The 24,593-nt window shown below is 36.6% G+C and carries 21 protein-coding genes and 1 other annotated feature; all 21 genes read right to left on the bottom strand.

The window, feature by feature from the left end:
• Nucleotides 1-62 precede the first annotated feature (62 nt).
• The 21 genes from RYK16_RS03540 to RYK16_RS03440 all read right to left on the bottom strand — a co-directional run bounded on the left by RYK16_RS03540 (nucleotide 63) and on the right by RYK16_RS03440 (nucleotide 24,535).
• Nucleotides 63-2,654: a type I restriction-modification system subunit M gene (locus RYK16_RS03540; RefSeq protein WP_314850809.1), complete on the bottom strand. Its 2,592-nt coding sequence runs from the start codon at nucleotides 2,652-2,654 to the stop codon at nucleotides 63-65.
• On the bottom strand, nucleotides 2,651-2,875 hold the full coding sequence (locus RYK16_RS03535) for a helix-turn-helix transcriptional regulator (protein WP_314850807.1): 225 nt from the start codon (nucleotides 2,873-2,875) through the stop codon (nucleotides 2,651-2,653). The genes RYK16_RS03540 and RYK16_RS03535 overlap by 4 nt, the downstream gene beginning before the upstream one ends.
• A gap of 347 nt (nucleotides 2,876-3,222) precedes the next feature.
• On the bottom strand, nucleotides 3,223-4,518 hold the full coding sequence (gene ltrA / locus RYK16_RS03530) for a group II intron reverse transcriptase/maturase (protein WP_314850806.1): 1,296 nt from the start codon (nucleotides 4,516-4,518) through the stop codon (nucleotides 3,223-3,225).
• 602 nt (nucleotides 4,519-5,120) lie between these two features.
• On the bottom strand, nucleotides 5,121-5,921 hold the full coding sequence (locus tag RYK16_RS03525; RefSeq protein ID WP_314850805.1) for an ATP-binding cassette domain-containing protein: 801 nt from the start codon (nucleotides 5,919-5,921) through the stop codon (nucleotides 5,121-5,123).
• Nucleotides 5,922-5,924: 3 nt separating this feature from the next.
• Entirely contained in the window at nucleotides 5,925-6,815 is an 891-nt protein-coding gene (locus RYK16_RS03520) for an ABC transporter permease subunit (RefSeq protein ID WP_314850804.1), read from the bottom strand.
• An 8-nt stretch (nucleotides 6,816-6,823) separates the two neighbouring features.
• A complete protein-coding gene (locus RYK16_RS03515) occupies nucleotides 6,824-7,792 on the bottom strand; it encodes an ABC transporter substrate-binding protein (RefSeq protein ID WP_314850802.1) in 969 nt (322 codons plus the stop codon).
• A 58-nt stretch (nucleotides 7,793-7,850) separates the two neighbouring features.
• Nucleotides 7,851-8,089: a binding site (T-box leader), on the bottom strand.
• 51 nt (nucleotides 8,090-8,140) lie between these two features.
• Nucleotides 8,141-8,794, bottom strand: coding sequence for an ABC-2 transporter permease (locus tag RYK16_RS03510; RefSeq protein WP_314850801.1), 654 nt, complete (start codon nucleotides 8,792-8,794; stop codon nucleotides 8,141-8,143).
• Nucleotides 8,794-9,633 (bottom strand): ABC transporter ATP-binding protein, encoded by an 840-nt coding sequence (locus RYK16_RS03505; RefSeq protein ID WP_314850800.1) that lies wholly within the window; start codon nucleotides 9,631-9,633, stop codon nucleotides 8,794-8,796. Before RYK16_RS03505 ends, RYK16_RS03510 begins: the two co-directional genes overlap by 1 nt.
• The gene (locus tag RYK16_RS03500; protein ID WP_314850798.1) at nucleotides 9,626-10,012 is read right to left on the bottom strand and encodes a GntR family transcriptional regulator; all 387 of its coding nucleotides are present in this window, start codon (nucleotides 10,010-10,012) and stop codon (nucleotides 9,626-9,628) included. The genes RYK16_RS03505 and RYK16_RS03500 overlap by 8 nt, the downstream gene beginning before the upstream one ends.
• Before the next feature lie 79 nt (nucleotides 10,013-10,091).
• A complete protein-coding gene (locus tag RYK16_RS03495) occupies nucleotides 10,092-12,608 on the bottom strand; it encodes a DNA translocase FtsK (RefSeq protein WP_314850796.1) in 2,517 nt (838 codons plus the stop codon).
• On the bottom strand, nucleotides 12,608-14,275 hold the full coding sequence (locus RYK16_RS03490; protein WP_314850794.1) for a ribonuclease J: 1,668 nt from the start codon (nucleotides 14,273-14,275) through the stop codon (nucleotides 12,608-12,610). Before RYK16_RS03490 ends, RYK16_RS03495 begins: the two co-directional genes overlap by 1 nt.
• A 61-nt stretch (nucleotides 14,276-14,336) precedes the next feature.
• Nucleotides 14,337-15,770, bottom strand: coding sequence for a tRNA (N6-isopentenyl adenosine(37)-C2)-methylthiotransferase MiaB (gene miaB, locus RYK16_RS03485; RefSeq protein WP_314850793.1), 1,434 nt, complete (start codon nucleotides 15,768-15,770; stop codon nucleotides 14,337-14,339).
• Between the two features lie 67 nt (nucleotides 15,771-15,837).
• Nucleotides 15,838-16,536 carry an N-acetylmannosamine-6-phosphate 2-epimerase gene (locus RYK16_RS03480; protein WP_314850791.1) on the bottom strand — a complete coding sequence of 233 codons (699 nt, stop codon included), beginning with the start codon at nucleotides 16,534-16,536 and terminating at the stop codon, nucleotides 15,838-15,840.
• A complete protein-coding gene (locus tag RYK16_RS03475) occupies nucleotides 16,529-18,028 on the bottom strand; it encodes a PTS transporter subunit EIIC (RefSeq protein WP_314850790.1) in 1,500 nt (499 codons plus the stop codon). The genes RYK16_RS03480 and RYK16_RS03475 overlap by 8 nt, the downstream gene beginning before the upstream one ends.
• Before the next feature lie 57 nt (nucleotides 18,029-18,085).
• Nucleotides 18,086-18,922, bottom strand: a complete 837-nt coding sequence (locus RYK16_RS03470) for a PRD domain-containing protein (RefSeq protein WP_314850789.1) — start codon at nucleotides 18,920-18,922, stop codon at nucleotides 18,086-18,088.
• Nucleotides 18,909-19,373 (bottom strand): PTS glucose transporter subunit IIA, encoded by a 465-nt coding sequence (locus tag RYK16_RS03465; protein WP_314850787.1) that lies wholly within the window; start codon nucleotides 19,371-19,373, stop codon nucleotides 18,909-18,911. The genes RYK16_RS03470 and RYK16_RS03465 overlap by 14 nt, the downstream gene beginning before the upstream one ends.
• 164 nt (nucleotides 19,374-19,537) lie before the next feature.
• The gene (locus RYK16_RS03460) at nucleotides 19,538-19,717 is read right to left on the bottom strand and encodes a 4Fe-4S binding protein (RefSeq protein ID WP_294206100.1); all 180 of its coding nucleotides are present in this window, start codon (nucleotides 19,715-19,717) and stop codon (nucleotides 19,538-19,540) included.
• A gap of 62 nt (nucleotides 19,718-19,779) precedes the next feature.
• Entirely contained in the window at nucleotides 19,780-20,556 is a 777-nt protein-coding gene (locus RYK16_RS03455; RefSeq protein WP_314850785.1) for a TIGR00282 family metallophosphoesterase, read from the bottom strand.
• A gap of 47 nt (nucleotides 20,557-20,603) precedes the next feature.
• On the bottom strand, nucleotides 20,604-22,172 hold the full coding sequence (gene rny / locus RYK16_RS03450) for a ribonuclease Y (RefSeq protein ID WP_314850783.1): 1,569 nt from the start codon (nucleotides 22,170-22,172) through the stop codon (nucleotides 20,604-20,606).
• A gap of 95 nt (nucleotides 22,173-22,267) precedes the next feature.
• Nucleotides 22,268-23,815, bottom strand: a complete 1,548-nt coding sequence (locus RYK16_RS03445; protein WP_314850782.1) for an ATP-binding cassette domain-containing protein — start codon at nucleotides 23,813-23,815, stop codon at nucleotides 22,268-22,270.
• Nucleotides 23,816-24,043: 228 nt separating this feature from the next.
• Nucleotides 24,044-24,535, bottom strand: coding sequence for a phosphatase PAP2 family protein (locus tag RYK16_RS03440; RefSeq protein ID WP_314850780.1), 492 nt, complete (start codon nucleotides 24,533-24,535; stop codon nucleotides 24,044-24,046).
• Nucleotides 24,536-24,593 lie beyond the last annotated feature (58 nt).

Here is a 24,593-nt window from a genome sequence, read left to right as displayed (position 1 = left end):
CCAACTTACGCTGTTCCCAAGGGTCAGTAAAACCTGAAAAACGGATTTCAGGAACCATCTTTCTATTCTCCATCTTCTTCACCTCTTAGGAGTTTTTTAAATTCTAATATACCCTTGATATCATAGTCATTCCCTGTAAGGTCTGAAAGCATTTCAGATAAAGCCTTTTCTGATTCATCAATCTGTTGAGATATATCATGCATAGTAATATCGTATTTTTTAGTTAAATATTCAAGTTTCTTTAAATGCTGGTTTATAACTTCTTTACCAAGTCCAATAAGCGATTGACACAATGGATCAATCCATTTTTTCTGTAGTAATTCTCTAACTTCTGTGTCGGAAAGGTTCTCAATCTTCGATATTGTCTCAGACTCGAGGTCCTCCTCCAAGTCTTTGATATCCTTTTTGAGTTTCTTCATTCTATTATTGATATCATCAATTTTTATTATGATACTTTCATAGGAACCATCCTCAAAAACCGCACCATTTTTTTGTTCTTTTTTCAATTTTGAAAAAACAGCATTCAGTTTTTTAGACACTACTTCTCCATCATCATCCACGAGTTCTGCTTTATCATTAGGATCGATTGCGTCAAATAATTCATCCTTTTCGTTCTTTTCAGAATCAAGATTTGAAATCAAATTCTCAAGTTTACTTTTTTCTTCTTTAAAATAGATTGACTGAATTAGCTCGAATGGTAATATTCTTCCAATCCAACCTTCCTGTTTTTCATATAATTCATTTGTTTTACTATTTTTCTTTATTACCATCTTTGGATCAACTGCTCTAGCAGCCAATATGCCATCTTTTTGAAGAATCTCTAAATCTAAAGCTATTGTTGTCCAATTATCATCAAAAATCTCATATGCGCTATAATAATCTACCAATGGTATATTACGTACAATCTTCTTCAGTTCTTCTGCTATTACAGACTCTTCTCTAGCAATTTTCACTTTAGAAAAATTATCAATTAACCTATTTGAAAGATACGAAGGAAATGTATTAAATGCTGTTTTACATTCATCTAAATAATACTTAACCTCTTTATTTTTTAATGTAACATTTCTAATATCATCAGTAATAATTTGCGAGTATGGTATTTCACTGTCTGCAAATAATTCATGCTTCAAAGAAGGGAACGTACTCCACAATTGATCTAAATCCGCTAATTCATTGTTAGGGATTCCACCAAACATTGTTGCATAAATATCCCACTTTTCTTGTGATTCACTTGAATCCACATAGCGAGGAATATTTAAATTATAATCATTTTCTTCTATCTCTTTTTTCTCAACTAATCTTGAGTAACCATCTATAGTTTCCCTGTTAATAGCAGTATCAACTATTTTCCGAACATCTTGTGCTCTTAATTTATTCTTATTTCCATCTTTAGCAAATCCTTTTGAAGCATCAATAAATAACACATCATTTGTATTTCTTTGCTTCTTTAGAATAATTATTATCGTAGGAATTCCTGTACCAAAGAACATATTGGCAGGAAGGCCAATTATAGTTTCTATATTATTTTTTTCAATCAGATTCTTTCTTATAATTCCCTCATCGCCACCTCTAAACAAAACTCCATGAGGCATGACAATTGCCATAATACCATCTGACTTTAGATGGTATAAATTATGAAGTAGAAAAGCATAGTCCGCTTTCGATTTTGGTGCAATACCATAGTCATTAAATCTTATATCATTATCAGCATCATCATTCTTCCATGATTGTGAATATGGTGGATTTGAGCAACAACCATCAACAAAAACAGGATAGTATGTACGTTCCTTATCATTCTCATCAAAAAATGGCCAATCATTAACAAGTGTATCTCCATTTCTAACAATAACATTATCAGGTAATATATCATGCATGATAAGATTCATTCTTGTAAGGTTATACGTCTCTGGTATTAATTCTTGTGCAAAGTATTTTATTTTATTAGGATTATCAACATATTTAGCTACTGATTTACCAATGTTAATAAGTAATGAACCTGAACCAGAAGTTGGATCGTATATACTAATCTCATTTCTATCCTTTAAATGATTGGCTATTATTTCACTCATAATGATAGATGCCTCATGTGGTGTATAAAACTCTCCAGCTTTTCCCGCATTAGCCGCAAAATTCTTTAGAAGAAATTCATAAACAAAACCTAATACATCATAGTCTTGACTACCATCAACAGGAATTTGTTGAATTAGATTAAGAAGTTTTCTTATAGCTTTTGTTCTTTCTGAATCACCAGTTCCAAAATCGTTTAACCCGCTACTAAGTGCGTCAAAAATTGAATCGTAAACTTTCCTATAATTAGATCCAATATGTCTATCAAATGCTGACAATGCTGTTCGAACATCTGCAATTGTAAAATCAGATCCCTGATTAATCCAATATGAGAACAAATTCTTATTTTCAATAAAATAACCTATATTATCCTCACAGTTTTTTACAGTATCTTCATCGTCTTCTGTTAATTCACTAAAGTCTTCATCAAAATATAGTTTTTCATTTAAGTACCTTTCTTCTTTCTCAGATAAATACTTATAGAAAATTAAACCAAGCATATAGTCCTTATATGAACTTGCGGAAACTTTTCCCCTTAATTCATTTGCACCTGCCCAAATTTTTGATGCTAATTCTTGTTTATTCATACCTCTTTATCCTCCTTATTATTTTTCACAACTTCCATGATATCCGAAACATCACAATCTAAAGCTTTACAAATCTTTACTAAAATATCAGTAGTAACATTACCGTTCTTTCCAAGCTTAGCTAAAGTTCCTGTACTTAAGCTAGCAGCTTCTAACAAGTCCATCTTACTCATATTTTTGTCAATTAGAAGTTTCCAAAGCTTTTTGTATGAAACACTCATATTTCACCCCAAAAATAATCTTTCTACTGATGACAGAATAGCACTTTTATATACGAAATACCAATATATTTTTATTTTCATGAAAGTTTACTCTACAATATGAAAAATACATAAATTAGAAATCTTGCAAAAAAGTTAATATTATAAATTAAACATTAATTACTATATTAAGAATCTTATACATGCATGCACTAAAAATAGTTAACCTTCTCTTTTTGAACCTTCAAACTATATTAATCTAAAAATAGAGTAGAGTGAGAATATCTTATTCAGATATTCTTCGACCCTCTCATTGCACCGTACGTACGGGTCTCGTATACGGCGCTACATTTGTATTGTTTCTACCTTTACTTAGATTGATAATATTCTAGTGGATTGATTAATCCCGGTCTGTTTTTGTTTTTCATCGATAGTACCTTTGGACTTAATAAGAAGTTTATTGTGTTCCCCTTTGTCTGTCGATACAGTCCTAGTCTAGTATTGGCTGTACTGTAGATTCTTTCATCAGGGATATTTAATTTGAGTATCCGATTAAGGTTTTGTAGGTTGGTATAGATACGTTTTGGTTTCTTCCATTGTTTTAGAATTATTACACGTATCTTGTGTCGCAACCATTCTCCAAATTCTGTTAAGAAGGTCTTCATCGAACCAATCCTGAAGTAGTTTATCCATCCTCTCACGATTTGGTTTACTTTGGTGAATACAGTTGATAAAGGAAGTGCGCTTGCCTTTTTACGGCATAGCACTTCTTTTATTTTCTTACATAGTTTTTGTTTCCTGTCATATGTAGGCTTACTTTTCCATCCATCTTTGTTTCTCCAGAACGTGAAGCCAAGAAACGAACTATTGCTAGGTCTTACTACTTTTGTTTTTGTCATGTTGACTTTTAGAAATAGTTTTCTTTCTAGCCAACTTGATACAGACTTCATGACTCTGTTGGCTGACATCTCACTCTTTACGAAGATATTACAGTCATCTGCGTATCTTACGAATCTTAGTCCTCTGCTCTCCAGTTCCTTATCAAACCTATCTAGGTAGATATTGGATAATATTGGACTGAGTGGACCTCCTTGTGGAACGCCTTCCTCATTTCTGCGGATGATTCCATCCTCCATGATTCCGGCCCTCAAAAAGGACCTTACGAGATGTAGCGTTACATCATCTTTTACTTTCTCTCTAAGTATGGATATCAACTTATCATGATTCACTGTGTCAAAGTACTTTTCAATATCTAGGTCTATTACCCATTCACATCCTTCGTTTAGGTAGAAGAGCACTTCCTCCATCGCTTGGTGGGCACTTCTGTTTGGTCTGAATCCATAACTATGCTCGCTAAAGCACTCGTCATAGAGTTCACTAAACACTTGTGCCACTGCTTGTTGGATTACTCTATCCACTACAACAGGTATCCCCAATGGTCTTTTCTTTCCATTTGGTTTTGGGATATAAACTCTTTTCACTGCCTGAGGTCTATATTTCTTTTCCCATATCGAAGTTTTGATTTCTTCTATATGTTTACTGAAGTATTCGTCAATTTCTTCCACAGACATCTTGTCAATGCCCGATGCACCTTTATTACTCTTGACTCTTTTCATCGCCTCTTGCAAGTTCTTTTGACTTAGAATCTTGTCCATTAATTCCATGGCTGCTCCTCCTTCTATTGCACAAATAATGAAATCCTCTTCTTGCCTTTCACCATCCATAGTTACGTTCTATGGTTCAAGGTGATATCTCAATTCCAGAGTATTCATTTTCTTACATATAGCGATTTGCACTATACAAACATTAACCCCTTCAGTATTGGTGTATACCTACTATGGGCTCAGCTGACTTCTTGTGATAGACCTTTTCCGACCGATGGTACTATAGTTGTTTGAAAACGTCTAGGATTCATCGTCCACAAGACCTCACGGGGTAAGTCACATACCTTTCTCTCTTCTTTCACAAGTTCCTGATTTACTGTTTTGGTTTTACGTTTACCTTTTGGGCTTTGATTTGTAATGCAATCTCACCCACCATTTAGCCTTATATCAGGTTTCTGTTCGTAACCTCGAAAGAATCGCTACACCACTTCCTTCACCCAAAGTCTCACGACTTACGGCTTGTGGTTCGCTACGCTTGGCGGTAACTACCTACGGCTGGACTTTCACCAGTTAGGTTTGTGACATGCCCGTCACACATTAAGACAGCAAAGAGTTCTCTCTCTGCTGTCTTTTTCTTATTAACTTTCTATTTTTATCTATACTTATTTTGCAAGTAAGATACGATCATCTGCAAGATTACTTCCTGTATTGGCATGGAAGCGTTCCATTAAGTCATAAACTGACATATTCGCTCTTTGCTCACCTTTGATGTCTATGACAATATGGCCATCATTCATCATGATTGTACGGTCGCCAACTTCAAGGGCTTGTTGCATCTGGTGTGTTACCATCATGCATGTAATATGATGCTTTTTAACAATTTCTTGAGTAAGTTGCATAATTTTTGCAGCTGCCTTTGGATCTAATGCAGCTGTATGTTCATCTAGTAATAATAATTTTGGTGGTACAATCGTTGCCATTAATAATGTTAACGCTTGGCGCTGTCCTCCAGAAAGATTTCCGACTAGCGTATGCATGCGATCTTCAAGTCCCATATCAAGCATTTTTAGCTGTTCTTTGAATAGTTCGCGTTCTTTGTTTGTAATCCAAGAAAATGGTGATTTCTTTTCCTTTGCACTTAGACAAGCAAGTGCTAGATTTTCTTCGATTGTCATATTAGGTGCAGTACCCTTTAGTGGGTCTTGAAATAATCGTCCAATATAACTTGCTCGTTGATACTCTTTGACATAAGTGATATCAATATCATCCAGAAGAATCTTACCTTTATCTGGGATAATATTACCGGCAATGGTATTTAGAATAGTGGATTTACCTGCTCCATTTGAGCCAATGATACAAATGAATTCACCTGTTTCAACATGTAAATTCAAATCATGAAGTACATTTTTTTCATCGATACTTCCTGCATTGAATGTAACGGAAAGATTTTGTATATCTAACATTAGTTATTTCCCCTTTCTCATATGTAAAGAAAGTTCTTTTTTGATTGTCGGTGCTGCTACTGCAAGTGCGACAATCAAAGCTGTCACTAGTTTTAATGATTGCACGTTGATAATCTTTGTCTGTAAAATAACCGCATAAATCATTCGATATACAACATTACCAACAAAACAAGCTGTTAAATTACGTGATAATGACTTTCTACCTTGAATCAATGATTCACCAATGATTAAACAAGCTAAACCAACCACTACAATTCCAGTACCTGCATTAATATCGCTTGTTTTATTGAACTGTCCAACGAGTGCTCCACTTAAACCAACTAGCATATTAGCTATGACTAGTCCAAGCGTAATCATATTTTTAACATTTACACTAGACGCTGTTACCATCGCACGATTATCGCCTGTTGCACGCAAAGATAATCCTAGTCTAGTTGATAAAAATAAACGTAATAGAATCATGCATACAACCAATAAAACAATCACGAATATGCTAGCATACCAACTACCACCAATATTTATTTTCTTTAGGATTGTAAATATTGTTGTTTGTTTTAAAAGTGATATTTGGCTTGACCATCCCATGACAAATAGATTAACTGTGTATAATCCTGTGCTTGTAATGATTCCTGAAATAATGGATGGAACACCCATACGAGTTTGTAAAAAGGCTGTAATATAACCTGCAGCACCACCTGCAAGCATACCTAATAGGATACCTAAAATTGGATAACCAGCAAATGCACAAGATACAGATATCGCCATACCTAGGACAAAGCTTCCATCTGTTGTTAAATCAGCGATATCCAAAAGTCGATAACTAATAAATAACGCGATTGATACAAATGCATATAAAGCACCTAATTCTAAAGTAGTTTGCAAAATACTTAGCATAGTATCCCTTACTTTCCTGTTGTTTCAACTGTTAATACTTTTCCGAAATCTGCGAAAATATCTGGGTTTATACCTAACTTCTCTGCTACTTCTGTATTTACAGTGATGATACCACCATCTAGTGTGATAAATTCTTCTGTCTTTTTGAATCCTGGCTGTAAGACTTCATATGCAAGCTTGGCTGTCTTACTACCAGCATCTGTATAATTCACTCCACATGTCGCAAATGCACCTGATCTAACAAAGGAATCGGCTCCTGCGTAATGTGGGATATTCGCATTCATAAATGACTCATAGATAGCAAGTTCAGAAGACATAATCACGTTATCTGTTGGTGTAAAAACTGCATCCACCTTACTTGCGATAAGAGATGATGCGGCGGCGATTACTTCTTGACTTGTATTTGCGGTTGCTTCGATATATTTAATTTTCTTTTCATCTAAAATCTTTTTCACTTCTGCAATTGGCTTTTGTGAGTTTGCTTCTGAATTTGAATAGAGTAAACCAACCGTCTTTAAGTCTGGATTTTGTTTTAACATCATGTCAACAAATTGCTTTGTATTAAGTGCATCAGATGTACCTGTTACTCGATCAATTCCCGTTAAGGAAGCTGCTTCTGGATCACTTATTGTAGCGTAAACCACTGGAATTTCTGTATCCTCACTTGCTACAACCATTGTTTGTGCTGCTAGTGTACCAATTGGGATAATCACATCTGCTCCATCTATTACTGCTTGCTTGCCAATTTGCATCAATGTAGATTGATCATTTTGACCAGAATAGATTTCTACTTCTGCTGTTTCGTCTAACTCTTTTAATTCATTTTCAATTGCGACTGCAATTTCATCAATGGATGCGTGATCTAATTGCTTTACGATCACATACTTTTTCGCATCCTTTTTTGATGCAGAGGGTAAAGAACACCCAATCATCATACTGCATAATAAAACACAAATTACCTGTACTAACTTTTTCATGTGATATATCCTCCTTCTCTCTGCATTTTCAGTCACAACATACAAAAACGCCTGCCCACAAAAGGACAAGCGTTAACCTGCGGTACCACCTTTTTTAATAGTCTTTTGACTATTCTCTCTTTGAAAATGCAATCACATTCTCTGTCCTTTAACGCTGACATTGCGTCTTAAATACTTGCATAAGCTTTCCTTAAGCCCTCATGGGTCCATTTGCATACCGCATGCCTGCAGGTTTCCACCATCCCCGCTCTCTAGAAGTTGCCTTTGTATGTTTGATTTCCCAATCATCGGTTTGTTATGTTGAAATAGTATGATAGTCAGTTACTTTTGTCAATTACTTTTATTCATTTAAAAATCTCTTTTTGCGTATGACTGATGAGAAAGTTTTAATGAAACAACTACAATGACAAAGAAAATGGTGCAAATAATCCCCATAGCAATAAATGGATTCATCACTAGAAATTGTAATATAGATTTTAGAGATTCATGAAAGTATGTAGAACATACTGTACCAATCGCAAGTAATAACATTGGTACTGCTGTTAATGTTTTTCCCTTTTTATATCCATATTTAAAATAGATTGGATACTCAATGAAAATAATAATTAACGAGATCAGTCCTATATATGGTGCTGCTAATAGTAAGCTATAGAATAAATCTTCCATCGGATATGCAAGTCCTATAAGCATTGCCATAATAACACCAACCACAAGCATGATAATCACAGATACTGTTGCTAGTAGGTATCTACCTTTTACTACATCTTTTGAAGAGATACTAAACAGTTTATATAAAGGATCAATCCCAGATTCTTCGCCTACCATGAAAGGATAACCCGAGAATAATATTGCAAACATCTGTACCGTAGCTAAAACAAAAGCTGGATTTTTTGATAATACACCATAGAGAGTTCCAAGTCCTATTAGAATGATCAAATTTTTAATTGTTAAATATGGTTTTATGGATAATAAATCTAACTTCAACACTTTAATTGCATTCATTATTTTTCCCTCCCATATAAAATCATAATCTTATCAATTGTAATTGCATCTTCTACATATTCATTTGGTATCTCATCAATCGCATCTCGTTTTACTAAGTACTCAATATTATATTTTGTTTTCTTTTGTCCTAAGATTGCGGATGAATCAAGTATATTTTGACTTTCTAAACCACACTTTAAAATCATGAAATAGTTTATGAATTCTTCTTTTTCTAAAGCTAGTACAATTTCTCCATTATCAATAAAGACAATGTAATCCGCGATTGTTTCAAGGTCTTGTGTAATATGTGTAGAGAATAATACGGTATGCTTATCATCTTGCATATAGTCAGAGATTACTTCTACAAACTCTTCACGCATACTTGGATCTAACCCACTCGTTGGCTCATCCAAGATTAAGAGTTCTGCGTTGTGAGATAAAGCGATCGATAACATGAGTTTAATCTTCATCCCACGTGATAATTCTTTTACTTTCAGTTTCTTATCAATATTGAATTTCTCTAAAAAATTCCAATATGTATTCTCTTCCCACTTATCATATCCAACTTTCATCGCTTGATTGACGAGTTCCATATTCCAATCTTTTGCAAGAAATGAATCATCCATAATCACACCAATCTTTTGATTATCCAACTTTTTTTTCTCATCACCATGTATGGATAAAATTTCTCCTTGATACTGAATCAAAGATAATATTGATTTGATGGTTGTTGTTTTACCCATACCATTTCTACCAATAAATCCCGTAACGTATCCTGCAGGAATCGAGAAATTTACATTTTTTAATGTGAAGTTTTGATAGTCTTTCTTTAGGTTTTTGATCTCAATTTTATTCATCTTCTATACCTTCTTCATAAATATAATTGAATAGTTCTGTTAATTCAGATTTGTTCAGATTGATTGTTTTTGCAATCTTGCATGCTTCAAGTAAATGAGCTTCTATGTCTTTTTGTTTTTCATCTCTTAAAATATCTTGATTCATTGTCGCAACAAATGTACCTAGCCCTTGCCTGATGACAATAAATCCTTCTCGCTCTAGTTCGTCATATGCTTTTTTGACGGTTAATATACTTACACCTAATTCTTTGGATAATTGTCGTACAGACGGTAGTTGTGCATCTGATGATACTGTGTTTTCAATGATGTTTTCTTTAATTGCATTTTTAATCTGCTCATATAATGGTGTACTACTTCCGTTTATTAGAATAATCTTCATTGTATCTCCTTACATATAACACTATATAACAGTATATAACTATTTGCAATCCATAAAGAAAAGACACCAACTGGTGTCTTCACTCTTTGATATATACTTCTCTAGGTTTACTACCCTGTGCTGGTCCGATAATGCCATGTTCTTCGAGGGCATCAATCATTCTTGCAGCTCGGTTATAACCGATGCCGAAGCGTCTTTGTAGTAAGGATGTAGAAGCTTTTTGTGCTTCGATAACGTATTCTTTGATTTCCTTGAAGAGTGGATCATCACTGATTTCTGTCACGATACCACCTTCTCCTGATTCGATTCCATCTAACTGTACAAAGGAATCATCATATACTGGAGAAGCTTCTGAGGATACAAAGCTTGTAATTCTTTGTACTTCATCATCTGTCACAAATACACCCTGTACACGGGTTGAACCTGTTTGTCCAATTGGCATGTAAAGCATGTCACCATAGCCAAGTAATCGTTCTGCACCTACATGATCTAAGATTGTACGTGAGTCCATACCACTAGATACCGCAAATGCAATACGGCTTGGGATATTTGCCTTAATAATACCTGTAATAACATCTACAGATGGTCTTTGCGTTGCGACGATTAAGTGAATACCTGCAGCACGAGCCAACTGTGTAATACGTTGAATAGATTGTTCAACTTCTTTACCAGCGACTGCCATTAAGTCTGCTAACTCATCGATAATCACAACAATATATGGAATCTTCTTCGGTGCTGGGGAACCATCTGGATTTGGTCTACCACCCTGTTGTTCAACCATGTTGTTGTAGACTTCGATGTTTCTTACACCAGCAGCCGCAAACATGTTATAGCGTTCATCCATGATACGTACAATGACCTTTAGGGCATTACTTGCCTTGTTTGGATCATTAATAACCGGTCCAATCAAGTGTGGAATATTACGATATGGTGTAAATTCTACTTTCTTTGGATCGACTAGTAACATCTTTACTTCATCTGGTTTTGTACGCAATAACAATGAACAAATGATAGAGTTCATACATACTGATTTACCTGAGCCTGTCGCTCCGGCAATCAACATGTGTGGCATCTTATCTAAGCGACATGTTACGGTACGTCCCAGCAAGTCTTTACCAAGGAAGAATAGTAATGGTTGATCTTTATCACTACCTACGTCATTGATGATTTCACGCATCTTAACTGGCGTACTCTTCACGTTTGGTATTTCAATACCTACCGCATTACGGCCTGGAATTGGTGCTTCTATACGAACATCTCTAGCTGCTAATTGCATCTTAATGTTATCTGTTAAGCCAAGAATCTTGGATACCTTAACGTTTACATCAGGACGAATCTCAAACTGTGTAACAGATGGTCCGATATGGATATTTAATAACTGTGCTTCAATATCGAAGTTATTTAAAATCTGTAGTAATAATTGTGATTTTTCTCTAGCAGCCACTTCATTTTCTGGATTACTACCCTTTGGAGGAAGTGGGTCTAAGAGTGAAACCTTTGGTAATTGATATGGACGTGTACGTTTCTTTGGCTTTGGTGCCTCGGATGGAGGATAGATATTACTTTCTTGATCAGGATGTTCATCCACGATTGTTTCATATTCTTCTGTCGAAGATAAATCTTCCTCTTCTTCTCGATCGACTGCCATTGGCGTAAAGCGTGATGGTTCTGGTTGACGTACAATGGTATCTTGCATTAGCGTTGTCTTTTGTTCCATGCGAGCATGGTCATCACTTAAATCATCCACATCGATGAATACAGAATCTTTCTGTGAGATTGTCTCTCCTGGAAGTACGATAATTGGTACTTCTTGGGTTGGATCATCTGGATGAATACGATTGATAACTCTTGCAGTTCTTGGCTGTTCTTCTTGAACAGTTGGTAAGCTTTCTGTCTTACCATCTGCCTTAATATTTTGGAACAGTGAACTAGTTGTCTCTTTGCCTTTATCAAGTATCTTCCAAAGGTTAGCTGGTTCTTTTGGCTCCTCTGGCTCTTCTTCCTTCTTGCTTTCTTCAACTTCTGGCATCTTAAAGAATGCGATGACAGAGCGGAATGCTCTCTTGTAAACTTCCATATCCACCAGCAACAACATCGCAATCATGAAGAGTACGATGATAACAAGTAGCGAACCGATACGATTAAACATCATTGATGTAATCGCATATAAGAAGATACCGTAGATGCCTCCACTAAATTTCAAAGTTGAATCTGGCATGAAGTAATCTAAAGTGTGATTGATATAGTCATATAAGGCATCCATACCTGTTACATTTGGTACTGCAAGATATGCCTCTAGGAGTAATAGTGCAGAGATTAGTAAGATAATTGGTATCCAACTAATTTCTTCTTCCTCCTGTTTTCTTTTAATAATATTAATTAATAGAACAATGACTACCATTGCAATCACAAACCAGTAAAGGTTACCTGCTAGGTAACCTAATAAGTTATAGATGAATAGACCAACGATGCCTGCTTTGGTAAAGCCTAAAATGGCAAAAGCTAAGAGGATCACAATTGTAATCACTCTAAAGACGAGCTGGTTTTGTTCTGCTTGTTGTTGTGCTTTTGTCTTTCTTGCCACGTATTCCCTCACTAATCCTTTGTATTAATTTCGATAATTGCTGGAAGTATCATAGGTCGTTTTCCTGTTTCCTTCAAGATGTAACGACTAATCTTCTCACGTGCTTCGCTACGACAAGACATATTGTCATAACGTTTTTCTTTCACTGCATCATCAATGGTCTTCTCCATGATGTTGCCAACTTCTTTAATAATGTAGTCTGCGTCCTTCAGATAGATTACACCACGGCTTTGTACATCTGGTCCACCGATGATTTCCTTTGTGACGTGATTCATCACAACACCGATGATAATTGTACCATCCGTACTTAGAATCTCTCTATCTTTTAAGACCATACCGCTAGCGTCTAAACTATCATTACCATCTACCATGACATCATCCACATCAACCTTGTCATAAGACTTCGCCATCACACCATCGTTTAATATAGCCACTTGACCATTATCCATAACGATAATCTTATCTGCGTTATATCCCATGTTTAATGCGATATTCGCATTGGCGATGAGTTGACGGTATTCACCCTTGACTGGTACATAGTACTTTGGCTTCATCAAGTAAATCATCATCTTTAGATCTTCAATACTTGCATGCATGCTATAAGCACGACGTGAGTCAATCATAAGTACACGACCTGCTTCTTTGTAGAGGTCATCTTCCATGGATGCTTCTTCTCTTTCTGTACCTGGTACGGCAGGAGAAGCGATAATCACTGTATCCGTAGGACGTAACTCAATTCTGTCATTTTCTTTTGTTGCCATCTTATGAATCTTACGGAAGATGGACTTACCAGTACCTGAAACAATGACTAAGATGTTCTCCATATCATTGCTGAAAGCAGATGGAGCTACCTCTAATCCTGGTGGAATATGATAGTATCCAAGCTTTGCCATATCTGCCATCAAACTCTTTAACTCTTCATCAAAAATCACAACCTTACGGTTATACTTCGTTGCTAGTTCAATAATTTCAATGACACGATATAAGTTCTGATTAAACACAGTAATAAACATACGATTCTGTGTATCTTCAAAGTACTGTTCAATTTGTTCTGTAATGCGGTGATGTGGGCTACTGTTACCAGCACGCGTAGAACCTACCGATTCACTTAGTAACGCAAGTACGCCTTCACTACCTAAGTCTGTAATATTGGTAATATCAAATTTGAAGGCTGCGTTTTTTGTATCGTAGTCGACAATAAACTCTGATGAATATACTACATATCCATCTTCTGTCTTAATTGCCACACCAAAACCATCTGCGATAGACTGCATTGTACCAAAGGTACGAATCTCAGTATTACCAATCTTAAACTTCGCATTGCGACGAACGCGGTGTAAATTTAAATCTTTAATACCCACCTTCTTTAGTTTGCGTTCTAAGATCATCGCTGTTAATGGTGCTGTATACACCGGAATATCCGGAATTTCTTTTAATAGGTTTGGTAGTGCTGCCATGACATCTTCATGACCATGTGTAATGAAGATTGCTTTAATACGTGATTGATTCTCACGTAAGTAGCGGAAATCAGGAATGATCATCTCAATTCCTAACTGATCACCATCCGGATATTTCAATCCGCATTCCATGACAAATATATCTTCGTTGTTTTCAACGACATACATGTTTTTGCCGTCTTCATCAAGGCCGCCGAGCGCAAATATGCGTATTTTACTCATAAATTATATCCTCCAGTAATACTTTTAATCCTATTTTATTATAGAACAAATACTGACGATTTTACAGAACTTTACCCTCAAGATAGTAGCTATGTGTTGCGGTAATTTCTACATTTACAATCTGATTGATACATTCTTTTTTGCTTGTGAAGTTCACAAGTTTATTATCTGCACTATATCCACTATAGACTTCGCTATTTCTCTTGGATGTTCCAATACATAGAACGCTGACTGTTTCACCTAAGAAGCGACGGTTATTTTCTTCCGCTATCTCAGTTAGTAAGTCATTGAGTCTTGCGAGTCTTTCCTTCTTTACTTCAAGTGAAATATTATCTTCCATATTTGCGGCTGGTGTGCCTGCTCTTGGGGAGTAGATAAATGCGTATGCCATATCAAATCGACAATAACGCACAAGATTTAATGTCGCTTCAAATTCTTCATCGGTTTCATTTGGGAAACCGACAATCAAGTCTGTTGTGAATGCAATGTGTGGTACTTTCTTCTTAAGATCATCATATAACTGCTTGTATCTTTCAACTGTATATCCACGTGCCATACGACGTAATACTTCATTTGAACCTGATTGTACAGGTAGATGTAAGAATGGCATGATGTTTGGATAATCACGCATCGCATCGATTGTTGTTGCACTGTAATCTCTTGGATGACTTGTATAGAAACTTATACGTTCAATACCAGTTTTAGCAACTGCCACAAGCAGTTGTGTAAAGCCATCTTCCATCTTTAGGTCTTTGCCATAGGCGTTGACATTTTGACCAAGTAAAACAACTTCCTTACGTCCACTAGCTTTTAGTTCTTCCACTTCTCTTAGAATATCTTCCATGCGACGTGAGCGCTCTCTACCACGTGTATAAGGAACAATACAGTACGTACAGAACTTATCGCAACCATACATAATATTTACAAAGCCTTTGGAATCCATGGAACGCTTTACTGGTACATCTTCGACAACATCTCCTTCTTGGGAGAATACTTCTACTTTGCGCTCATTGCTTTCAATCACTTCTGCTAAAAGATTTGGCATACGGTGAATGTTATGGGTACCAAAGATTAAATCTACATGTGGTGATACAGATAGAATCTGCTTGACTGTCTCTTCTTCTTGAGCCATACAACCACAGATACAGAACACCGTTGTTGGACGCTGGTCCTTTAAATAACGTAGCTTATTTACATCGGATAATACACGGTCTTCTGCCGCTTTACGGATAGCACAAGTATTAAAGAATAATACATCCGCATCATCTGGAACATTGGTGCTTGTATAGCCCATCATTTCCATCATTCCTGCAAGTGCTTCTCCATCACGTACATTCGCTTGGCAACCATAAGTATGTATAAAGTACTTCTTTCCATAACCAAGATTTACGATATCATCGCTTATCTGAAAGTTACTAAAAGTACTCTCTATATTTTTCTTTGTTCGTTTTCTTTCTTCCGCATGAACCGGAAGGATAAAATCTTCTCTTTTCATCTTCAACCTCTATCGGTACTATTATACAGAATACTGACCTCTTATGCACAAGAAAAAGGACCGCAATTCAGCGGTCCTTGTTGATTTCTTTGATAAATCTTGTCGCAATTTCAAGTGGACGTGTAATCGCTCCACCAACCACTACCGCAAAGGCTCCAAGTTCTAGCATTTTACGGGCTTGGGATGGCTCATGGATTCTACCTTCCGCAATACAACGACAGTCTAATTCTTTGACGATTCTAGATACCAAATCAAAGTTTGGCCCTTCTGTCTTATCGTCTCCAACGTAACCGTTTAGTGTTGTACCAACAAAGTCAAAGCCAATTTCTACTGCAGCTTTCGCCTCATCAAAATTCGAGATATCTGCCATGAGTAGTTGATTTGGATATGCTTGTTTGATTTGATGGAATAATTCTTCGCGTTTGACGTTATTTGGATGAATGCGATCTGTATAGTCTAAGGCAATAATCTCCGTGCCTGTTTGTACAAGTGCACTCACTTCTTCAAATGTAGGGGTTATATAGATTGGTGAGTCCAAATAATCTTGCTTGATAATTCCAATCGTTGGAAGCTTTACTTTCGCACGAATTTCGTTAATATCTCGTACTGAATTACAACGGATACCACTGGCTCCTGCTAGCTCTGCCGCATAGGCCATTAACGGCATAATTCCACCCGCTTCTGTATAGAGTGGTTCTCCTGGCAGCGCTTGACAAGAGATGACTAGTTTTCCTTTTAAGGCTGAAATAATTTCTTGATTATTCATCAATACCTAAGATTTCTACGATATTGTTCTTGTAGAGGATAGCCTTTGCACCATAGATAGCTTGGATACCTCCACCAACTTCAAGAACGTCTGTAGCACCTAACTTCTTCAGTGTGTCCTTATCAACCTTCGCAACATCCTTCACACTGACACGTAAGCGTGTAATGCATGCGTCAACATCTTCGATATTTTCCTTACCACCTAAAGCAGCGATGATCTTATGACTATCTTCCTTCAGTGTAGACTTTGTTTCTACAACTGGTTCAGCATCATCACTTTCTTCACCACGACCAGGAGTCATAACGTTGAACTTTGTAATATACCATCTAAAGAATGTGTAGTATAGACATGCCCATACCAAACCAAATGGAATTTCTAAAATCCAGTTTGTCTTTGCGTTTCCTTGTAGGATACCAAAGAGTGTAAAGTCAATGACACCACCAGAGAATGTATTACCAATAGAGATATTGAGAATATCTGCAATAAAGAAACTTACACCATCAAAGAATGAGTGGATGACATAAAGAATTGGGTTTACGAACAAGAACATGAATTCGATTGGTTCTGTAATACCTGTAATAAAGGATGTTAACGCAACACTTAAGAATAAGCCCTTGTATTTGCTTCTTCTTTCCTTAGGTACACAATGGTACATCGCAAGACATGCGGCTGGTAAACCGAACATCATTGTTGAGAAACGACCAGCGAAGAAACGTGTTCCTTCTGTATATAAACCGATATGATTTGGATCTGCTAATTGTGCAAAGAAGATCTTCTGTGCACCTGCTACAGCGACACCTGCAACAGTTTCAACACCACCAAGTTCTGTGTACCAGAACATTGGATAAATCATGTGGTGTAAACCAACAGCTCCACATAGACGCATTAAGAATCCATAGAAGAATGTTCCAACTGGACCAGCTTGTGCAATGAAAGCACCTGTAGATACTAATAGTGTCTGGAATGGTGGCCATATCAAGAAGAACACTGCACCAACGAAAATACTTGCGAATGAAGTAACGATTGGTACGAAGCGTGATCCACCGAAGAATCCTAGTACCTGTGGTAATTCAATGTTCTGATATTTGTTGTGTAATGTAACAGCAACTAAACCAACAACGATTGCACCAACAACACCAGTATCAATTGCTGCACCTTCAGGTGAGAAAATACCTAACAACGCCTTAATTGTAGCGTTCATTACTAAGAAACCAACAACACCAGCTAAGGCAGCAGTTCCCTTGTCACGCTTTGCAAGTCCAATACATAGACCAACGCATAATAACATTGCTAGATTTGCGAAAACAACTGTTCCCGCTTCACTCATAATTGTGAAGACACCCTGTAATACTGGATTATTTAATACAGGATATGTCGCCACTGTAGTAGGGTTGGATAAAGCTCCACCGATACCTAACAATAAACCAGCTGCTGGTAAAATTGCGATAGGTAACATGAATGCTTTACCAATCTTTTGAAGCATCTTAAACATAAATATCCTCCTTATATTCCACATGTGTAATACCCCTTACTACACATGTACGAACCATTATTTGCGATACATCACAATATTTTGTAAATGTATCGTTAGATAGCATCTTTCTCCTTCTCCGATACTAATGCCATATGTATTTTCAATGTGATCTCCTATCATGCATGCAATCTGGTATGACTTGCGATATTTATCATGAACTAGATCACCAATCAGGTTGTTAATCTCTACCCCATCTACTGAGCGTTTGATGGCAAACTTTAAGTGTGTTACCAAACGCTGCTTCGCAACTTCATAATCATTCAAATTGATTTGCATTTCTCTTTCGATGATTGCGAGTGTCTCTGTTAATATCTGTGCAATCATCGTAGAAAGACTGGCACTTTCACCCTGTAAGGCAGCGTGAATATGCATGCATATAAATCCAATCTCGCTGTTATCCAAGTTAATATTTAAGCGTTCATTAATCTTCGCTAGCACTTCCTTTGCGAATTGAAATTCCTTCGGATATAGGAATTGAATTTCATCCGTGAATACATTTTTAACAGTAATCTTTTCACGGTAACGCTTTACACTAAATTGAATATGATCAAGTAATGCCAGGTGGATACGCTTATCGTATGCACCAAAACTGTTTGTCATCTCACTGATGACTTCTTCTGTAACTTCTACTACTTCATCATCTGCACTATTGACTAACTCTTCATAGCGTCTACGATCTTTTAGGTCGACAAGTTCATATACGTTTTGTATTTGTTCTGTAGGAACAATATCGTTCTCTTTCTTTTGAAAACCGATACCCTTTCCAAAGACAATATATTCTCTAGGATCATCATCGCTATGACATACAACAACGTTATGATTTAGTATTTTTGCAATATTATATGTTTTCACAATATGCTATCTCTTCCTTTACTTTTAAGTTACCTGCTTGTCTGATACGCACATCCTTATGATTTGTCACAATCACAAGAACATCTGTTTGATAGCCTGCTTGTTTTAGCATTGCTAAATCACAGTTTACAAGTAAGTCTCCAGCCTTTACGCTGTCTCCTTCCTGTACGCTAGTCTGAAAGCCTGTCCCTTTTAACTGTACAGTATCGATACCAATATGCAAAATATATTCAATATTGTTTTTATCTGTAATACCAATCGCATGTTTTGTTGGAAATACCATTGTGACTTTACCATCAACCGGTGAATGGATATCTCCTGTGTCAGGAATAACCGCAAAGCCTTTTCCCATTAGTTCTTTCGAGAATACCTCATCCTTTACTTCACTTAATGGTTTGAATGTACCATTGCATGGTGAATAAATAGTTGATTTTTTATGAAATAAGAACATAGAATCCTCCCACGAAAAAAGCCCATCAGAAAAATACAATTTTCCAATGAGCTAATGCCTGCTTTCCAGTAACACGCTTTTGTTATCTTTATCATAGCAAAGCAAAATCACTTGTCAATCACCTATATGAATAAAAAAATCGGTGGGCACCGATTTTCTTATATTTAGTTCTTTTCTGTAATTGCTGAAACTGGGCATACTGGAATGCATGAGAAGCATGAGATACATACATCTTCATCACATCCGGACTTTCCATTTTCGTCTAAAGCGAGTGCTGCAACTGGGCATACTGCTACGCAAGCACCACAACCGATACAAGTATCTTTATCAACTGTAACTGGCATTATTCGAGTCCTCCTTTATGAACTACATAAAGTATAGCACCCTACTATTTTGTTAGTAAATGCTAACCTTTTGGACGAATTTGAATCCGTTCAATGAAGTTTGCTCGATTTGTTTTGTCATCGATATCGATGAGGACACCAGAGATAACTGCCGGACCCTGTGCAGGTGTATAACGTGTGGATTCATTGTAGATACTTCTAGCAATGACTTCCTCAGTATCTCTTCCTAAGATCGACGCATATACCCCACACATTCCTGCATCTGTGATATATGCACAACCGTTGATAATTTGTTCATCCGCAGTTTGTACATGCGTATGTGTACCAATAACTGCAGTCAGTCTTGGCGCAAAGTAATTTACGAAGGTCATCTTTTCTGCAGTGGCTTCTGCGTGTAAATCCACAAAGATAATATCTGCGTCAATCTCTTTTAAGAGTTTTTCCATTGTGATGACAGGGTCTTCACGACATACATCCATGAATACCTTTCCTACTAGATTGACAACCGCAATACGTGTTCCATTTACTTCTTTGATGACATAACTTTTTCCAATATGGAATGGCTCCATATTGGCAGGACGTACAACACTGTTCATCGATGGAAAGTGATTTAGGATTTCAGTTTTGGAGAATGCATGGTTACCAAGTGTAATCACATCGATACCGGATAAGAGTAATTGATTATAGATTTTGAATGTAATCCCTTTGCCATGTGCAGAATTCTCTGCATTTACAATGACAAAATCTGGTTGATATTGTTCTTTTAATGCGTCTAGTTGTGCTAGAACTGCATCACGTCCGCTCTTTGCGACGATATCTCCTAAAAATAGCACTCTCATAACATATTTCCCCTATCTTTTTCAAAAAAAGAACCGTGAACCGGTTCTTATTTCGCTAATTCTTGTGCACGTACTTCACGGATCAATGTTACCTTGATCTGTCCTGGGTAAGTCATCTCATTTTCAATTCGTTCACGAATATCATGAGCTACCTTCACCATACGTACATCATCAATCTTCTCAGGCTGTACCATAACACGTAATTCACGTCCAGCTTGAATTGCGAATGCTTTCTCAACTCCTTCAAAGTCTAATGCAATCTTCTCAAGATTTTCTAGACGTTGAATGTAGCCTTCCATAGATTCATAACGTGCACCAGGTCTAGCAGCACTGATGGTATCAGCTGCAGCGACAAGTACAGAAATAATATCTGTTGGAGCTGTATCGCCATGGTGAGCTTCAATAGAGTTGATAACGATTGGATTTTCACCATACTTCTTAGCAACCTTGGAACCTAACTCAACATGTGTTCCTTCTGTTTCAAAGTCTAATGCCTTACCAATATCGTGTAATAAACCTGCACGCTTCGCAAGTGCTTGGTTTAAACCTAATTCAGCAGCCATCATACCAGCGAAGTGCGCAACTTCTACAGAGTGTGATAAACCGTTTTGGCCATAGCTGTAACGGAATCTCATACGTCCTACTAGTTTGATTAGTTCACGATTCATCTTACCAATACCTAGTTTGAATACTGCTTCATTACCAATCTTGAAGATTGTCTCTTCAAGTTCATCTGTAACTTTCTGTACAACTTCCTCAATACGTCCTGGTTGAATACGTCCATCCTTCATCAGAATTTCTAATGATTGACGCGCGATTTCACGACGAATTGGGTTAAAGCAAGAAACAGTAATAATATCTGGTGTGTCATCAATAATTAAATCAACACCTGTAGCCTGTTCGATTGCCTTAATATTTCTTCCCTCACGACCGATGATACGTCCCTTCATCTCTTCACTTGGAAGCGTCACTGTACTAACGGTACGCTCGATTGTTTCCTCTTGTGAGTAGCGATGAATCGCTAAAGAAATAATATTACGTGCAACAGAAGAGGCTTCTGCTTCTGCTTCCTCTTGTTTATCACGTAAGTAAGTAGCGATTTCGGCTTCTGTCTTCTTTTCGACAGCTTCCATCAACTCTACCTTTGCGTCTGCCTGTGACATATTTGCCACACGCTCTAGTTCAACTAATTGCTGATCAATCTTAGCCTGCAAATCTTCTTCCATCTTAGTGATCTCTGCAAGTTTTCCAGTAATCTGCTGATCTTTTTCGTCAATTTTCTTCTCTTTTCGGGCAAGATTCTCCTCACGGAAATTCAAACTATCCTGCTGGCGCATGAGTTTATTTTCAACTTGTAATAATTTATTTTGTTGATTCTTAATCTCTTTTTCTGCCTGTAGTTTTAATTCGTAAGTTTGCTGTTTCGCGTCTAAAGTAGCTTGGCGCGTAATTGTTTCTGCTTTTGAATTTGCTTCTTCAAGAATATCTTGCGATTTTGTAATCGCACGATCAAGACCGTGTTTGCCAGCAACCTTCATAATACCGATGCCGACAAAGATACCTAGAATAAGAGCTAAAATGGCAGGAATTACAGGGTCATGAATGATATACCCCATTTTTAATCCTCCATTATTCTTAGAGATTTCTCTCTTTAGTATTATACGGTTTTTTTCACATTTTCACAATAGACACACAAAACAATGAAAGCGTTTTACTCCGATTCAATCATATAGCGATGTAATCCCGTTGCATTTAACAAGTAGATATCGTCAAAAACTTCCTGAATAAACTTTCGATCATGGGATACAGCGATGATTGCCCCGCCAAAGTTTTTTAGCTCTTCTCTTACAACTGGTGCAGACAATGGAGAAAAGTTGCGGGTAGGTTCATCCAACAATAAGACATTCGCTCCCTCCAGATGCATCTTTAGCATAAATACCTTTGCACGTTGACCACCTGATAGTTCTCGTAATGAATGTTCCATCTCATCAGAGGTAAACTTCATTGAACCTAAATATTGACGTATCCGTGTGATATCTTCTTTATCCCCTACAGTTATTAAGAAATCAATTGGTGATTCATACGCATCTAGGATCTCGTCATAATTTTGTGGCATATAGCCAATATGGATATCTTCTCTTTCAGACAAATATTCATGAATCTTATGTAATAATGTAGTTTTCCCACAACCATTATTACCAACAATACATATCTTTTGATTGCCAAATACTTGTAATGCAATATCACTTGCTAGTATTTTCGATTCATCTTTTGTCATCAGCTTATCTAAGTGATAATCGAGAATCTGTTTATCACTCGCAAATGGTTCAACATCAAAGTGAAAGAATATCGCATCCTCACGAAGTGGAATCTCCGTCATATTCTCACGTTCTCTTTCAAAACGCTTTCCCATTGCTTTGACACTTCTCATCTTTTTCTTGAGATTAGCGGCAGTCTGTGGAGCTTGGCGCGATACAACACGTAGCTCATGTTGGACGCGTTCGTAAACCTGTTGGTATTTTTCCATGCGTAACTTGTCTTGACGACGCTCGCTTTGTGCATCCATCATCTGTTTATCAAATTGTTTATCACGTAACTCTTTATATTCATCATAACCAATATTCATAATTGTATGACGTGCTTCTGTCTTACGTTTGACGAGTTCTAAATGAACAATGCGATTTGCGGTATTCGCCAGTAGTGTTTCATCATGTGAAATATAAATAATTGGAATCGTAGCATTTTTGATAAACTTCTCTAACCATGCAAGCGTACTGATATCTAAGTCATTGGATGGCTCATCTAGCAGTAAAATACTAGGCTGTTCTAGAAGGATTGCTGCGAGTTGATACTTAATCTTTTCTCCACCAGAAAGTGAAGACATCATCTGTGTTTGATAATACATCTCTACATCGCATCCTAAACGATGTGCAATATCATTTAGCTGTGATGGTGTTGCTAGTGAAAATGCTTCACTTTCACAGAAGTATTCATACACAGTTTTCTCTGCATGCTTTTGTTCAAGCTCTTGGGGTAAATACCCTATTCTTTCGTTCTTCGAACGTATCTCTCCTTGCACTTCACAATAACTTTCTATGAGTTGTGAATCTACGATACATTTGAGCAATGTTGATTTTCCATTTCCTTCTTCACCAATGATAGCAATTTTGTCAGTTGGTTTTACTGTAAGTGTAAAATTATCAATAATCTTACGTAAATCATATCGATGGCATATTGTTAAATTATGAATTTCTATCATTCACTACCTCCTACAAAAAATCTGCTCTTTTCATACGAAAAAAGCAGATAAAAAATCTCTGTATAGAGGTTTTAATCCGTTTCCACGCATGAAAAGATGTTTATAAAATGTTCACTTTTCATATGTTTAAAATCGGATTAAAGGCGCATGTTCTTCTCAATCACCACACATCATACGATGTGACCTTTCTAGTATGTTATATCATATAACTTTAAAATCTTAAACGTTTTATAAGATCAATAGTCCAAATAAAACGCCAAGAAAATATCCAACGATTACATCCCGTGGATAATGCACTCCCCCTACAACACGGATATACCCTTCTACTGCAGCTAGCACTAGTAGTATGCATGCAAGTATTGAAGAAACCGTGAAGCACATCATTGCAATAATTGCGGCTGAAAATACATGTCGACTAGGCATTGCATTATGTTGTGTTTCTTTTTCTAGGATTTGGTCAATTGGATATTCCTCGTAAGGACGAGGATGTGCTAGAACTTTTCGTAACAATGTTATTGCGACAATTGAAAGTAGCGGAATCAGAATTGTCGGTAATAATTTTTCACTTTGTTTTGCAAATAGATATAACAACAGTAATGGATATACAACGTAATATGTATTTGTCACAATTTTATTACACAGACGTAATTGATTTTTCTTTTCGTCTGTCTGATAGTTTTTTGAAAGTTCTTCATAGAACTTTAAGTAGTTTATTTTCATACAGTATTATCATACAACAAATTAGAATTCTTTTCTTTTACCTGCTTGATAGAAAGAA

This window comes from uncultured Solobacterium sp. (assembly GCF_963550625.1).
Taxonomy (GTDB): Bacteria; Bacillota_I; Bacilli_A; order Erysipelotrichales; family Erysipelotrichaceae; genus Bulleidia.
The sequence above is the reverse complement of the archived record's forward strand: the minus strand, read 5'-3'. Positions and strand labels throughout refer to the sequence as shown.

Coding starts and splice junctions, on each gene's coding strand:
- RYK16_RS03520 (WP_314850804.1), bottom strand. CDS start 6,815: ATGCTAAGTATTTTGCAAACTACTTTAGAATTAGGTGCTTTATATGCA.
- RYK16_RS03455 (WP_314850785.1), bottom strand. CDS start 20,556: ATGAGAGTGCTATTTTTAGGAGATATCGTCGCAAAGAGCGGACGTGAT.
- RYK16_RS03535 (WP_314850807.1), bottom strand. CDS start 2,875: ATGAGTGTTTCATACAAAAAGCTTTGGAAACTTCTAATTGACAAAAAT.
- RYK16_RS03445 (WP_314850782.1), bottom strand. CDS start 23,815: ATGATAGAAATTCATAATTTAACAATATGCCATCGATATGATTTACGT.
- miaB (WP_314850793.1), bottom strand. CDS start 15,770: ATGAAAAGAGAAGATTTTATCCTTCCGGTTCATGCGGAAGAAAGAAAA.
- RYK16_RS03525 (WP_314850805.1), bottom strand. CDS start 5,921: ATGTTAGATATACAAAATCTTTCCGTTACATTCAATGCAGGAAGTATC.
- RYK16_RS03440 (WP_314850780.1), bottom strand. CDS start 24,535: ATGAAAATAAACTACTTAAAGTTCTATGAAGAACTTTCAAAAAACTAT.
- RYK16_RS03475 (WP_314850790.1), bottom strand. CDS start 18,028: ATGTTTAAGATGCTTCAAAAGATTGGTAAAGCATTCATGTTACCTATC.
- RYK16_RS03465 (WP_314850787.1), bottom strand. CDS start 19,373: ATGTTCTTATTTCATAAAAAATCAACTATTTATTCACCATGCAATGGT.
- RYK16_RS03490 (WP_314850794.1), bottom strand. CDS start 14,275: ATGAGTAAAATACGCATATTTGCGCTCGGCGGCCTTGATGAAGACGGC.
- RYK16_RS03510 (WP_314850801.1), bottom strand. CDS start 8,794: ATGAATGCAATTAAAGTGTTGAAGTTAGATTTATTATCCATAAAACCA.
- RYK16_RS03505 (WP_314850800.1), bottom strand. CDS start 9,633: ATGAATAAAATTGAGATCAAAAACCTAAAGAAAGACTATCAAAACTTC.
- RYK16_RS03480 (WP_314850791.1), bottom strand. CDS start 16,536: ATGAATAATCAAGAAATTATTTCAGCCTTAAAAGGAAAACTAGTCATC.
- RYK16_RS03500 (WP_314850798.1), bottom strand. CDS start 10,012: ATGAAGATTATTCTAATAAACGGAAGTAGTACACCATTATATGAGCAG.
- ltrA (WP_314850806.1), bottom strand. CDS start 4,518: ATGGAATTAATGGACAAGATTCTAAGTCAAAAGAACTTGCAAGAGGCG.
- RYK16_RS03540 (WP_314850809.1), bottom strand. CDS start 2,654: ATGAATAAACAAGAATTAGCATCAAAAATTTGGGCAGGTGCAAATGAA.
- RYK16_RS03460 (WP_294206100.1), bottom strand. CDS start 19,717: ATGCCAGTTACAGTTGATAAAGATACTTGTATCGGTTGTGGTGCTTGC.
- RYK16_RS03515 (WP_314850802.1), bottom strand. CDS start 7,792: ATGAAAAAGTTAGTACAGGTAATTTGTGTTTTATTATGCAGTATGATG.
- rny (WP_314850783.1), bottom strand. CDS start 22,172: ATGGGGTATATCATTCATGACCCTGTAATTCCTGCCATTTTAGCTCTT.